The sequence below is a fragment of the Streptomyces cellostaticus genome, from assembly GCF_001513965.1.
GTDB classification, from domain to species: Bacteria; Actinomycetota; Actinomycetes; order Streptomycetales; family Streptomycetaceae; genus Streptomyces; species Streptomyces cellostaticus.
The window spans coordinates 1-14,042 of the sequence record NZ_KQ948029.1 but is presented as its reverse complement, the minus strand read 5'-3'; the positions used below and the strand labels follow the sequence as shown (position 1 = coordinate 14,042).

General features: G+C 70.3%; 9 protein-coding genes. 3 read left to right on the top strand and 6 right to left on the bottom strand.

Annotated features, from left to right (window positions below):
• Window positions 1-54: 54 nt before the first annotated feature.
• On the bottom strand, window positions 55-1,224 hold the full coding sequence (locus AQI88_RS25895) for a macrolide family glycosyltransferase (RefSeq protein WP_067003646.1): 1,170 nt from the start codon (window positions 1,222-1,224) through the stop codon (window positions 55-57).
• A 478-nt stretch (window positions 1,225-1,702) separates the two neighbouring features.
• Here AQI88_RS25895 and AQI88_RS25890 point away from each other — a divergent pair, with 478 nt between their 5' ends.
• The 3 genes from AQI88_RS25890 (at window position 1,703) to AQI88_RS25880 (ending at window position 5,050) form a co-directional block, all read left to right on the top strand.
• Window positions 1,703-3,430 (top strand): TlrC/CarA/OleB/SrmB family ABC-F type ribosomal protection protein, encoded by a 1,728-nt coding sequence (locus AQI88_RS25890; protein ID WP_079057811.1) that lies wholly within the window; start codon window positions 1,703-1,705, stop codon window positions 3,428-3,430.
• Window positions 3,431-3,623: 193 nt separating this feature from the next.
• Window positions 3,624-4,400, top strand: a complete 777-nt coding sequence (locus tag AQI88_RS25885) for a class I SAM-dependent methyltransferase (protein WP_067003644.1) — start codon at window positions 3,624-3,626, stop codon at window positions 4,398-4,400.
• A 20-nt stretch (window positions 4,401-4,420) separates the two neighbouring features.
• On the top strand, window positions 4,421-5,050 hold the full coding sequence (locus AQI88_RS25880) for a dTDP-4-dehydrorhamnose 3,5-epimerase family protein (protein ID WP_067003642.1): 630 nt from the start codon (window positions 4,421-4,423) through the stop codon (window positions 5,048-5,050).
• 78 nt (window positions 5,051-5,128) lie between these two features.
• Here the strand turns inward: AQI88_RS25880 and ahcY are convergent, their stop codons facing one another.
• The 5 genes from ahcY to metK form a co-directional block, all read right to left on the bottom strand.
• Window positions 5,129-6,526: an adenosylhomocysteinase gene (gene ahcY, locus AQI88_RS25875; protein ID WP_067003641.1), complete on the bottom strand. Its 1,398-nt coding sequence runs from the start codon at window positions 6,524-6,526 to the stop codon at window positions 5,129-5,131.
• Entirely contained in the window at window positions 6,516-7,376 is an 861-nt protein-coding gene (gene metF, locus AQI88_RS25870; RefSeq protein WP_067003639.1) for a methylenetetrahydrofolate reductase [NAD(P)H], read from the bottom strand. Before metF ends, ahcY begins: the two co-directional genes overlap by 11 nt.
• Complete coding sequence (metH, locus tag AQI88_RS25865) at window positions 7,373-10,816, bottom strand: methionine synthase (RefSeq protein WP_244184308.1); 3,444 nt, start codon at window positions 10,814-10,816, stop codon at window positions 7,373-7,375. Before metH ends, metF begins: the two co-directional genes overlap by 4 nt.
• Before the next feature lie 5 nt (window positions 10,817-10,821).
• The gene (locus tag AQI88_RS25860; protein WP_067003635.1) at window positions 10,822-11,841 is read right to left on the bottom strand and encodes a carbohydrate kinase family protein; all 1,020 of its coding nucleotides are present in this window, start codon (window positions 11,839-11,841) and stop codon (window positions 10,822-10,824) included.
• Between the two features lie 90 nt (window positions 11,842-11,931).
• Window positions 11,932-13,140 (bottom strand): methionine adenosyltransferase, encoded by a 1,209-nt coding sequence (gene metK / locus AQI88_RS25855; protein ID WP_067003633.1) that lies wholly within the window; start codon window positions 13,138-13,140, stop codon window positions 11,932-11,934.
• Window positions 13,141-14,042: the final 902 nt, after the last annotated feature.

Sequence of the window (14,042 nt, the reverse complement as noted above, 5' to 3'; positions counted from 1 at the left end):
AGTGCCGCTCGCCCCGCGGGCGGGAGCCACCGGCCGATGCGACGGTCGGGCGGCTCAGGCCAGGGCGGCCTCGATGAGGTCGGCGGCCCGCTCGGTCCCGCCCTCGGCCCGCAGCTCGGCGCGGAGCGCGTCCGAGCGGCGGCGGACCTGCGGGTCGGCGGTGAGCTCCAGCAGCGCCCTGCGCAGAGTATCGGCGGTGGCGTCGCCGGTGTCGATACGCCGGGCCACGCCGAGCCTGACGAGCTGGTCGGCGTTGCCGAACTGCTCGGCGCCCTGCGGCACCGCGATCATCGGCACGCCCGTGTAGAGCCCCTCGCTGCTGCCGCCCATGCCTGCGTGGGTGACGAAGGCGTCGGCCTGCTCCAGGATCGCCAGCTGCGGCACCCAGGTGTGCACCTCGACGTTGGACGGGATCTCGCCGAGCTCCCCCGCGTCGGTGTGCCTGCCGATCTGGAGGACCACGTGCCAGCCGGTCAGACCGCCGAAGGCCGCCAGGCACCGGCGGTAGAACTCCGGCTGCTGGGTGTAGGCGGAGCCGAGGGAGACCAGCAGCACCTTCTCGGCACCCGCCGGCCGGGTCCAGCCGCCCTGCTCGGAGCGGTCCCCGAGACAGGGGCCGACGAAGGTCACCACGTCGGTGTTCACCCGGTCGGCGTGGGGCTGCATGGCCTTGGTGATCAGCGCGATGGTCCGCTCGGGCAGGCCGCTGAAGGCGTCCACGTCCCGCGTGGCCGCTCCGCTCCCGGCCAGCCAGGAGGCGAACTTCTGCCGGTAGGCGTCGGCGCCCGGCAACTGCATCAGGCGGTCTGCGACCTCCTGCCGGTAGCCCTCCCACGACACGTACGACGGGGACAGCTGCACGAACGGGCGGTTCTGCGCCTCGGCGAGCGCACGGCCCGCGTAGGACCCGATGTCGTACAGGTAGAGGTCGGCGGGGTCCTCGTCGTAGTGGGCGCGCAGCCGGGGAAGGGCCTGGATCGCGTCGTCGAGGAAGAGGGTCATCGCGGCGATCGGGTCGTGCGGCCAGTTGTTGTCGGCGACCGGCAGGGTGGTGGTGCAGGGGACGAACTCGGCGCCGGTGGGCCTGATCAGATCGGCGACGTCCGGGGCGTTTGCGTACGTCACCCGGTGGCCCCGCGCCACGAGTTCACGGATGACCTCGAGGCCGGGCAGGACGTGGCTGACGATGGGATTGCCGATCATCGCGATGTGGCGACGAGACATGGGAGCTCGCTCATTTCAGTGCTACGGCGTATCGATACGAAGAACGGACAGGAGGCGCAACAGCCCCCGTCAGCCGCATATCTGAAGAAAATGCATACCTCAGACACTAGCGACATCCCCCGCTCCCGGAGAAGTCCGGCGAAGTTCCGGGCGGCACTTGGCCGATTCTCTCCCCCATCTCGCCCCACCCCACCGAAGATCTCTGCTAAAGTCCTGTGCGTGATTTCCTCATTCGCCGCCGCAGGCTTCTACTACATCTGACGCCGCCCCGCGAGCACTTCTGGCTCCGGGCGCCATCGGGCACGGCGAGTGCCGCTCCTCCAGCGGCCTGTTGACCCGCCGTTCAAGCGCCGCACTGGTCTTTCACGACAGTCTCCTGTCCTGTGCCATGCGGTCATGCCTGTCTCCGGCACCCGTTCGAGCAGTGCTCCCCTCGGTCGACCTCTTTCTGACCTACGGATGAAACGGCGTGCGCATCATGCATAACTCCACTTCTACGAACAGCCTTCTCCCGTCGTCCTCTTCGCACACGGGAACCTCGCTCGTCGAGGAACGCCGACCGGAACCGAACGCGTCGTCGCCGGGCGGGTTCCGGGTGGTCCTGGACGACATCCAGCACTCCCTCGGCACCCGTCGCCTCCTGGACGGCGTGCACCAGTCCGTGACCCTGGGCGAACGCATCGGCGTCATCGGGGAGAACGGTTCGGGCAAGTCCACCCTGCTGCGCCTGATCGCCGGACTGGACAAGCCCGACGGGGGCCGGGTGCTGGTGCATGCACCGGGCGGTACCGGCTACCTCCCGCAGACCCCCGAGCTGGCGCCCGACGACACCGTGCGGGACGCCATCGACCACGCGCTCGCCGAGCTGCGCGCGCTGGAGGACGAACTGCGCCGCTGCGAGGCGGCCATGGCCGAGGCCGACGGCGACGAGCTGGAGGCCCTGCTGGCCGCATACGGCGATCTCATGGAGGCGTTCGAGGCCCGGGACGGCTACGCGGCCGACGCCCGGGTGCAGGCCGCCATGCACGGCCTGGGCCTGGCGTCCGTGGACAGCACCCGGCGGCTGGCCAGCCTGTCCGGCGGCGAGCAGGCCCGGCTGGGCCTGGCCTGTGTGCTCGCCGCCGCACCGCAGCTGATGCTGCTCGACGAGCCCACCAACCACCTGGACCGGGACGCGCTGGAATGGCTCGAGGAACACCTGCGCTCCCACCGCGGCAGCATCCTGGTCGTCTCCCACGACCGCGTCTTCCTGGAGCGGGTGGCCACGGCCCTGTGGGACGTGGACGCCGAGCGGCACACGGTCCACCGCCACGGCGGCGGCTACGCCGGCTACGTGAAGGCCAAGGCGACGCTGCGGCTGCGCTGGGAGCAGCAGCACCAGGAGTGGAAGGAGGATCTGGCCCGCCAACGCGAACTGACGCGCGCCGCGGCGGACAACATGGCCGCCGGGCCACGGGCCAACACCGACCGGACGAACGGCCGTCACCAGCGCAGCGTGGAGAAGCAGATCTCCGCCCGCGTGCGCAACGCCAAGGAGCGGCTGCGCCGGCTGGAGGAGAACCCGGTCCCCCGCCCGCCGAAGCCGATGCGCTTCGCACCCCGGATCAAGGGCGGCGACTCCACGGGCACCTCGGTGGTCGCGGGGCTGTACCAGGTCGAGGTGGCACAGCGGCTCCAGGTGCCGGACTTCGAGGTGTCTGCGGGGGAGCGCGTCCTGATCACCGGCCCCAACGGAGCCGGCAAGAGCACCCTGCTGCGGGTGCTGGTCGGCGATCTGGAACCGGACCGGGGCACGGGCACGCGTCCGGCGAGCACCGGCTGGCTGCCGCAGGAGACACCGGTCACCGCGCCCGGGCTCAGCCTCCTGGACGCGTTTCGCGAGGGCCTGCCCGGCGATCTCGAGGCACATCGCGGGGCGCTCCTGGGCCTCGGGCTCTTCCGGCCCTCGGATCTGGCCACCGCGGTCGGCGGGCTGTCCGTCGGCCAGCGCCGGCGGCTCGCCCTGGCCCGTCTCCTGCACGAGCCGGCGGATCTGCTGGTGCTCGACGAACCGACGAACCACCTGTCACCGGCGCTGGTGGAGGACCTCGAAGAGGCCCTGTCGCACTACCGGGGAGCACTGGTCGTCGTCTCCCACGACCGCATGCTCGAACGGCGGTTCAGCGGGCGCACAGTGCGCCTGGAGAACGGCTCCATCCGCGGCTGATCCGGCTGTTGTGCCGTAGCGCCCCGTGGGACGATCCCCGGGTTGATCACCCAGGGGACGGTCCGTAGGGGCAGAGGGCGGCGGTGCCGTACGGCATCGCCGCCCCTGCGCGACCGTCCCGCGCCACCTGTGGCTGAACCACCGTGACAACGCTCTGGCTTTTCTGACCCACCGTCGAAAGGAACAGCCCCTCATGGCCAAGGACGGCTTCACCGACCCGCGCATCGTTCCCCACGAGTCGGATCAGGAACGCGACGCGCGTGAGCGGCTCACGAAGCTCCTCGTCGAAAGCCCCATCCCGCCGAAGTACCTGATCGACAACCTGCCGGTCTACCTGCGCCGCCACCAGCTCGCCGACCTGCTCTCCATGGACGCGCTGTACCGCATGCTGCCCGAAGTCCCGGGCGTCATCATGGAGTTCGGTGTGCTGCACGGCCGTCACCTGGCCACGCTCACGGCCCTGCGCAGCATCTACGAGCCGTACAACTCGCTGCGGCGCATCATCGGCTTCGACACCTTCACCGGCTTCCCCGAGGACATCAAGGACGTCGACAAGGTCAGCACCAGCGCCGTCCCCGGGCGTTTCGCGGTTCCGGACAACGAGGTCGACCACCTGCGCGAGGTCCTGGCGGCCCACGAGGCCTCCGAGCCGTTCGGGCACACCCAGCGCTCCTTCGTCGTCCAGGGCGACGTGCGCGAGACCGTTCCGCAGTACCTGGAGGACAACCCGGAGACGGTCGTCGCCATGGCCTACTTCGACCTGGATCTCTACCAGCCGACCAAGGAACTGCTGGAGGCGATCCGGCCGCACCTGACCAAGGGGAGCATCCTCGCGTTCGACGAGCTGGCCCACCCCAAGTGGCCCGGTGAGACCACGGCGCTGCAGGAGGTCTTCGGCCTCGACTGCGCACCCCTGCGCCAGCTGCCCGGCCGCGAGCCGCCGGTCATCTACATGAAGTGGGGCGAGTGACCGGATCGCCGGCAGCTGTGATGACGACTCGACAGACCGGCGCGACAGCGCCCACGACCGTCCGGGAACTCGCCATCAAGGGCGCCTTCGAGTTCACCCCCACGGTGTACCCCGACCGTCGCGGCCTGTTCGTGACGACGTATCAGCAACCTCAGTTCGCCGAGACGACCGGGCACGGCTTCCCCGTCTTCCAGACCTGCCAGAGCCAGTCGCGCCGAGGTGTGGTGCGCGGTGTGCACTTCACCTCGACGCCGCCGGGCATGGCCAAGCACGTCTACTGCGGGCGGGGCCGGGCGCTCGACTTCGTCGTCGACCTCCGGGTGGGGTCGCCCACCTTCGGCACGTGGGACACGGTCCGGCTCGACCAGGAGAGCTTCCGGTCCACGTATCTGCCGGTCGGAGTGGGCCATGTGTTCGTCGCCCACGAGGACGACACCACGATGGTGTACCTCATGTCCGGGCCGTACGTGGCGGAGAACGAGCTCGCCGTCTCCCCGCTGGACCCGGCGCTCGGGCTGCCCCTCACGCTCGACGGCGTCGAGCCGGTCCTGTCCGACCGCGACATCGCGGCCCCCACCCTGGCCCAGGCGCTGGAGTCGGGCATCCTGCCGGACTACGAAGCCTGCCTCGCGCTGGAGGCGGCACTGTAGCGGCCCGCGCCGCCGTAAGCCGCCGAGGCGCAATGCGCCCCGGCGGCCTCGTATGCGGCAGTGCCCGGTGATCGGTGGTCAGTAGCGGTAGTGGTCCGGCTTGTAGGGGCCCTCGACCGCGACACCGATGTACGCCGCCTGCTCCGGGCGCAGCGTCGTCAGCTTCACGCCGAGCGCGTCCAGGTGCTGACGGGCGACCTTCTCGTCCAGGTGCTTGGGCAGCGTGTACACGCCGACCGGGTACTCGGACTGCTTGGTGAACAGCTCGATCTGGGCCAGCGTCTGGTCCGCGAACGAGTTGGACATCACGAACGACGGGTGACCGGTGGCGTTGCCGAGGTTCAGCAGGCGGCCCTCGGACAGCACGATGATCACCTTGCCGTCGGAGAACTTCCAGGTGTGGACCTGCGGCTTGACCTCGTCCTTCACGATCCCCGGGATCTTCGCCAGGCCGGCCATGTCGATCTCGTTGTCGAAGTGGCCGATGTTCCCCACGATCGCCTGGTGCTTCATCCTGGCCATGTCCGAGGCCATGATGATGTCCTTGTTGCCGGTCGTGGTGATGAAGATGTCGGCGGTCTCGACGACCTCGTCGAGCGTGGTGACCTGGTAGCCGTCCATCGCCGCCTGCAGCGCGCAGATCGGGTCGATCTCGGTGACGATCACCCGGGCGCCCTGGCCGCGCAGCGACTCCGCACAGCCCTTGCCGACATCGCCGTAGCCGCACACGACCGCGGTCTTGCCGCCGATCAGCACGTCCGTGGCCCGGTTGATGCCGTCCACCAGCGAGTGCCGGCAGCCGTACTTGTTGTCGAACTTCGACTTCGTCACCGCGTCGTTCACGTTGATCGCGGGGAACAGCAGAGTGCCGTCGCGCTGCATCTCGTACAGACGGTGCACACCCGTCGTGGTCTCCTCCGTCACCCCACGGATCTGCGCGGCGAGGGCCGACCAGTCGATGGTGCTGTTCTCCAGCAGCGCGCGGACGACGGCGAGTTCCTCGTTGGACGCCTCCGGCAGCTCGCCCGTCTTCTGGTACTCGACGCCCTTGTGGACGAGGAGGGTGGCGTCACCGCCGTCGTCCAGGATCATGTTCGGGCCCGCGTGACCCGGCCAGGTCAGCGCCTGCTCGGTGCACCACCAGTACTCCTCCAGGGTCTCGCCCTTCCAGGCGAAGACCGGGATGCCGGCGGCGGCGATCGCGGCAGCGGCGTGGTCCTGGGTGGAGAAGATGTTGCAGGACACCCAGCGGACCTCGGCGCCCAGGGCAACCAGGGTCTCGATGAGCACGGCCGTCTGGACCGTCATGTGGAGCGAGCCGGTGATGCGGGCCCCGGCCAGCGGCTGGGCGTCGGCGTACTCCTTGCGGATCGCCATCAGGCCCGGCATCTCGTGCTCGGCCAGCGTGATCTCCTTGCGGCCGAACTCGGCCAGGGAGAGGTCGGCGACCTTGAAGTCGGTGAACTCAGCGGGCATGAAGGCTCCTTGTGCTGTTCAGTACGTTGCGGTGGATGTCCAACGCAGCTGTGGACTTGTTGAGCGTGATGTAGTGCAGGCCGGGGGCACCCTCGGCGAGCAGCCGGTCCGCCATGGCGGTGGCGTGGTCGACCCCGATCCGGTATGCGTCGTCGGGCCGCTCGCGGGCGGCTTCGAGACGGTGGGCCAGATCCTCCGGGAAGGCGGCGTCGGAGAGTTCGGCGAAGCGCCGGATCTGCCGGACGTCGGTGGCCGGCATGATCTCCGGGATGATCGGCGTCGTGCAGCCCGCCGCCGCGACCCGGTCGCGCAGCCGCACGTAGTCCTCCACGTCGAAGAACATCTGGGTGATGGCGTAGTCCGCGCCCGCGCGGCACTTGGCCACGAAGTGCCGGATGTCGCTGTCCCAGTCGGGCGAGCGCGGGTGCTGCTCCGGGAACGCCGCCACCCCGATGGTGAACTCCCCCAGGGATCGCACGAGTTCGACCAGTTGGTACGCGTGGGTGAAGCCATCCGGGTGCGGCTCCCACGGCCCCTTGGGGTCGCCGGGCGGGTCGCCGCGCAGCACGAGCACGTCGCGCACTCCGGCGTCCGCGTACTGGCCGATGATGCGGCGCAGTTCGGCCACCGAGTGCCCGACGGCCGTCAGGTGCGCCACCGGGCGCAGCGTCGTCTCGGACACGATCCGTTTGGTGACCTCGATGGTGCGCTCCCGTGAGGAGCCTCCCGCACCGTAGGTGACGGACACGAAGTCGGGAGCGAGCGGTTCGATGCGGCGGACGGCCTGCCACAGAGCCTGCTCGCCCGTGGCCGTCTTCGGCGGGAAGAACTCGAAGGAGAACGTCGTCATGCGCGGCCTCCGGCGTTGAAGTAGCTGGCCTCGGGGTGGTGGACGACGATGGCGTCGGTGGACTGCTCGGGGTGGAGCTGGAACTCCTCCGACAGGTGGACGCCGATCCGCTCCGGTCCGAGGAGCTGCGCGATCTTGGCGCGGTCCTCCAGGTCGGGGCAGGCCGGGTAGCCGAGCGAGTAGCGGCAGCCCTGGTACTCCGTGCGGAACATGCCTTCCATCGCCGACGGATCGCTGCCGTCGATGCCGAGTTCGCCGCGGACGCGGGCGTGCCAGTACTCGGCGAGCGCCTCGGCCAACTGCACGGACAGGCCGTGCAGTTCGAGGTAGTCGCGGTAGGAGTCGGAGGCGAACAGCTCGGCCGTGGCCTCACCGATCCTCGAGCCCACGGTGACCACCTGGAGCCCGACCACGTCCGTCTCCCCCGACTCCTCCGGGCGGAAGAAGTCGGCCAGGCACAGCCGGCGGCCGCGGCGCTGGCGGGGGAAGGTGAAGCGGGTCCGCTCGCTGCCTGTCTCGTCCAGGATGATCAGGTCGTCGCCCTTGGACACACAAGGAAAGTAGCCGTGGACCACGGCTGCTTCGAGCAGGTTCTCCGTCCGCAGCCGGTCGAGCCACATCCGCAGCCGCGGCCGGCCCTCGCTCTCGATGCTGTCACCCTTGAGCCCCCACTGGCCCTTGAACAGGGCACCCTCGTCCAGCCAGGACGCGTACTCCTTGAGCTGGATGCCCTTGATGACACGGGTGCCCCAGAACGGTGGGGCCGGCACGGGGTTGTCGGTGGCGACGTCCGAGCGGCCGACGTCCTCGGGTTCCTCGACGGTCAGTTCCCGCCGTGGTACGCGGCGTTGCTTCAGCTCGGGCAGGGTGGCTCCGGGCACTCCGCGCTTGACCGCGATCAGGGCGTCCATCAGGCGCAGGCCCTCGAAGGCGTCGCGGGCGTAGCGGACCTCGCCCTCGTAGATCTCGTGCAGGTCCTGTTCGACGTAGGCGCGGGTGAGGGCGGCGCCGCCGAGGATCACCGGGTAGGTCGCCGCCAGCTTGCGCTGGTTGAGCTCCTCCAGGTTCTCCTTCATGATCACCGTGGACTTCACCAGCAGCCCCGACATGCCGATCACATCGGCCTTGTGCTCCTCGGCCGCCTCCAGGATCGCGGAGACGGGCTGCTTGATGCCGAGGTTGACCACGTTGTAGCCGTTGTTGGACAGGATGATGTCCACGAGGTTCTTGCCGATGTCGTGCACGTCACCGCGCACGGTGGCCAGCACGATGGTGCCCTTGCCCTCGGCGTCCGACTTCTCCATGTGCGGTTCGAGGTGGGCGACCGCGTTCTTCATGACCTCGGCGGACTGGAGGACGAACGGCAGCTGCATCTGGCCGGAGCCGAACAGCTCGCCGACGACCTTCATGCCCTCCAGCAGGGTGTCGTTGACGATGTCCAGCGCCTTGCGTTCCTGCAGGGCCTCGTCCAGGTCCTGCTGCAGGCCGTTCTTCTCGCCGTCGATGATGCGGCGCTTGAGGCGCTCCTCGAGCGGCAGCGCGGCCAGTTCCTCGGCCTTGCCGGCCTTCAGGGACTTCGCGGTGGCGCCCTCGAAAAGCTGCATGAGCTTCTGGAGGGGGTCGTAGCCCTCGCGGCGACGGTCGTAGATCAGGTCGAGGGCGGTCTGCACCTGCTCCTCGTCGAAGCGGGCGATGGGCAGGATCTTGGAGGCGTGCACGATCGCCGAGTCCAGGCCCGCCTTGACGCACTCGTCCAGGAAGACGGAGTTGAGGAGGATGCGGGCGGCCGGGTTGAGGCCGAAGGAGATGTTGGACAGGCCCAGCGTCGTCTGCACGTCCGGATGCCGGCGCTTCAGCTCGCGGATCGCGTCGATGGTGGCGATACCGTCCTTGCGGGACTCCTCCTGCCCGGTGCAGATCGTGAACGTGAGCGTGTCGATGAGGATGTCCGACTCGTGGATCCCCCAGTTCCCGGTCAGGTCTGCGATCAGCCGTTCGGCGATCTCCACCTTCTTCTCCGGGGTGCGGGCCTGCCCCTCCTCGTCGATGGTCAGCGCGATCAGCGCCGCCCCGTGCTCCTGGGCGAGCTCGGTGACCTTGGCGAAGCGGGAGTCGGGGCTGTCGCCGTCCTCGTAGTTGACGGAGTTGATGACCGCGCGGCCGCCCAGCTTCTCCAACCCGGCCTGGATGACGTCGACCTCGGTCGAGTCCAGCACGATCGGCAGCGTGGAGGCGGTGGCGAAACGGCCGGCCAGCTCGTGCATGTCGGCGACGCCGTCGCGGCCGACGTAGTCCACGCACAGGTCGAGCATGTGCGCGCCCTCGCGGATCTGGTCGCGGGCCATCTCCACACAGTCGTCCCAGCGACCCTCCAGCATGGCCTCGCGGAACTTCTTCGACCCGTTGGCGTTGGTGCGCTCACCGATCGCCATGTACGAGGTGTCCTGGCGGAACGGCACCGTCTGGTACAACGACGCCGCCCCGGGCTCGGGCTGCGGATCACGCAACGTGGGCTGCGTGCCACGGACCCGCTCCACGACCTGCCGCAGATGCTCCGGCGTCGTACCGCAGCAGCCGCCCACCAGCGACAGCCCGTAGTCGGAGACGAACGTCTCCTGCGCGTCCGCCAGCTCCCCGGGCGACAGCGGATAGTGCGCCCCGTCCTTGCCCAGCACCGGCAGACCGGCGTTCGGCATGCAGGAAAGCGGGATGCGGGAGTGCCGGGCCAGGTAGCGCAGGTGCTCGCTCATCTCGGCCGGACCGGTGGCGCAGTTCAGGCCGATCATGTCGATGCCCAGCGGCTCCAGCGCCGTCAACGCCGCGCCGATCTCGGAGCCGAGCAGCATGGTGCCGGTCGTCTCCACGGTCACCGAGCAGATCACCGGCAGATCCGCCCCGGCCGCCTCCAGGGCACGCCGGGCGCCCAGGATCGCCGCCTTGGTCTGGAGCAGGTCCTGCGTCGTCTCCACCAGCAGCGCGTCCGCGCCACCGGCGATCATGCCCTCCGCGTTCTGCTGGTAGGCGTCGCGCAGCGTGGTGTACGGGACGTGGCCGAGGGTGGGCAGCTTCGTGCCCGGCCCCATCGAGCCCAGCACCCAGCGCTGCTGACCCGTCGAGGCGGTGAACTCATCGGCCACCTCGCGGGCGATCCGCACACCCGCCTCCGACAGCTCGAAGATCCGGTGCGCGATGTCGTACTCGCCCAGGGAGGCGTGGTTGGCGCCGAACGTATTCGTCTCCACGCAGTCGACACCGACCGCGAAGTACGCCTCGTGCACCGACCGCACGATGTCCGGCCGGGTGACGTTGAGGATCTCGTTACAGCCCTCCAGCTGCTCGAAATCGTCCAGACTCGGGTCCTGCGCCTGGAGCATCGTGCCCATCGCGCCGTCCGCCACCACCACCCGGGTGGCGAGTGCCTCCCTGAGGGTTTCGGGCACCGCCGTCACGAGGCGTCGCCGCCCTCGCGCGCGACCGCCCCCAGGTGGGGTGCGATCTCCGCGGTGGCATCGGGGCCGTACGCGGCCGTGAGGTTGGCGAGGAGCCGGCCGGGGGTGGCCTCGTACGTCTGGGATCCGACGGTGCGGATCACCTCGGCCGCGACCGCACAGCCGAGCCGGGCCGCGGCCGTCAGGGGCAGGCCCCGGACGGTGGCGGCGAGGAAGCCGGCCCGGAACGCGTCGCCGACGCCGGTCGGATCGGCGACCGGGACGTCGGGCACGGCGGGGACGTGGAGGGAGGTGCCGTCCGCGCGTTCGGCGCGAGCGCCGTGCTCGCCGAGCGTGATGATCCAGGTGCCGACCCGGTCGAGCACCTCGTCCTGGGTCCAGCCGGTGCGTTCGAGCAGCAGGGCGGCCTCGTACTCGTTGGTGAAGAGCCAGCGGGCGCCGTCCACCAGGTCTCGCACCTGCGCGCCGTCGAGGCGGGCGAGCTGCTGCGAGGGGTCGGCGGCGAACGGGATGCCGAGCTCCCGGCACTGCCGGGTGTGGCGGACCATCGCCTCGGGATCGTTGGGCGCGATCAGGACCAGGTCCGGCCGGGCGCCGCGGTCGGCCGAGGAGTCCCCGACCAGGGCCGCCAGGTCGATGTCGCGCGCCTCGGCCATGGCGCCCGTGTAGAACGCGGCGATCTGGTTGGCGTCCTGGTCGGTGGTGCACATGAACCGGGCGGTCTGCCGTTCGTCGGAGACCAGGACGCCGCCGGTGTCGACGCCGTGGTCTTTGAGCCAGACCTCGTACGGCCCGAAGTCGGTGCCGACCGCACCGATCAGGAGCGGTCTGAGGCCGAGGCCGCCGAGCCCGAAGGCGATGTTGGCGGCGACGCCGCCGTGCCGTACTTCGAGGTCGTCGACGAGGAACGACAGGGAGACATGGTCCAGTTGACCGGGGATCAGCTGGTCCGTGAACCTCCCGGGAAACACCGTCAGATGGTCCGTGGCGATCGAGCCGGACACCGCGATACGCACGTGAGCACTCCCGTTGGGTGCGTGGGCCGAGGCAGAGGCCGTTCGGCCGGCCGGCCGGTCTGGGGCCGGTCGTCGGTTGGTGAGGGCGGGTCAGAGTCCGGCCGCGGCCTTGAGCCGCTCGGCGCGGTCGGTCTTCTCCCAGGTGAAGTCGGGCAGTTCGCGGCCGAAGTGGCCGTAGGCGGCAGTCTGGGAGTAGATCGGGCGGAGCAGGTCGAGGTCGCGGATGATGGCGGCCGGGCGCAGGTCGAAGACCTCGGAGATGGCCCGCTCGATGTCGGCCTGCGGAACGGTCGCGGTGCCGAAGGTCTCGACGAACAGGCCGACCGGCTCGGCCTTGCCGATGGCGTAGGCGACCTGAACCTCACAGCGGGAGGCCAGGCCCGCCGCCACGACGTTCTTGGCGACCCAGCGCATCGCGTACGCGGCCGAACGGTCCACCTTGGACGGGTCCTTGCCGGAGAAGGCGCCGCCGCCATGGCGGGCCATGCCGCCGTAGGTGTCGATGATGATCTTGCGGCCGGTCAGGCCGGCGTCGCCCATCGGACCGCCGATCTCGAACCGGCCGGTCGGGTTGACCAGCAGCCGGTAACCCTCGGTCTCCAGCTTGATGCCGTCCTCCGCGAGCTTGTCGAGGACGTACTGCACGACATGCTCCTGGATGTCGGGCGTGAGCAGCGAGCCCAGGTCGATGTCGCTCGCGTGCTGCGAGGAGACCACGACCGTGTCGAGGCGGACCGGGCGGCTGCCCTGGTACTCGATGGTGACCTGGGTCTTGCCGTCCGGGCGCAGGTAGGGGACGGTGCCGTCCCTGCGGACCTCGGCCAGGCGGCGCGAGAGGCGGTGGGCCAGCTCGACCGGCAGCGGCATCAGGTTCGGGGTCTCGTCGCTGGCGTAGCCGAACATCAGGCCCTGGTCGCCCGCGCCCTGCTTGTCCAGCTCGTCGTCGTCACCCTCGACCCGCTTCTCGTACGCGGTGTCGACGCCCTGCGCGATGTCCGGGGACTGCGCGCCGATGGAGATCGAGACGCCGCAGGAGGCGCCGTCGAAGCCCTTCTTCGAGGAGTCGTAGCCGATCTCGAGGATCTTGTCGCGCACCAGGGCCGGGATGTCCGCGTACGCCGTGGTCGTGACCTCGCCCGCCACGTGCACCTGGCCGGTGGTGATGAGCGTCTCGACGGCGACGCGGGACGCCGGGTCCTCGCGCAGCAGCGCGTCCAGGATGACGTCGCTGATCTGGTCGGCGATCTTGTCGGGGTGACCCTCGGTCACGGACTCCGAGGTGAACAGGCGGCGGGACATGGCTCTCCAGGTTCCTTGTAGGGGGTACGGCGGCCGGTCGGGCGGGGGAACGGCTGGGGGGTGGCGGCGCGTCAGGGGGTGCCGGCCGCGGCGGCGAGAGAACGGGGACGTCGGCGAGGGGGCCGCGAGCAGCGAACTCGGAGGTGTCGATTTCGCTGCCGCTGCCCGGAGATCCCGTCGCCTCGCTGACTTCCGTCGCTGCCGGCGGTCAAGGTCACGGTCATACGGGAACTCCTGCCTCAGCCTCCTGGGGCACGGCGGTGCCCGTGTTCTCACGGAGCGTGCCGCCGTTGCGGCCGAACTCGGCTCATCGGCCACTTTCGCCGGAGCGGCTCGTGCCTCGTCGGAATACCCGTAGGGCCGGGCACGTGGCCCGGTGGAGTACGACCAGTGGCACACCACGGCCCGGCACGAGCCACGGTCGAGCCGCCGGCCCGAACACGAGGAGGCCGACGGCAAGGTCCTGCCGTCACATTCCCCTCACCGCCCGGACCCGCTCGCGTGGCGGAGAAGCACCGCCGCGCGGCCGCAGACACTGGACCGGGGTGACGGCACGGGCCGCGGGCCGGGCACGGCGGCCGGCCGACCTCGGCGGGCGGGAGCCCCGGCCCAGGCGCGCGGTCGGTCGGCTTGGTCGGGCACGAGCCCCAGCCCCGGCACGGCGGCCGGTCGGCCTCGTCGGGCACGAGCGCGCGCACCCGAACCGGTCTCGCCGCTGGCCGGCGGCGGCGGGCACCACGCCGGAACAGACGGTGCGGGCAAGGCCCGGTGTCCTGAACCGGGACGCCGTGGAGGGCTCTCCGTCGGCGGGAGTGGCGGCGGACACGACGCCGGAGCATGAGGTGGGGCAGGGCCGGTGATCTGGATCGGGACGCCGTGGAGGTCTCCCCGGCGGCGCCGCG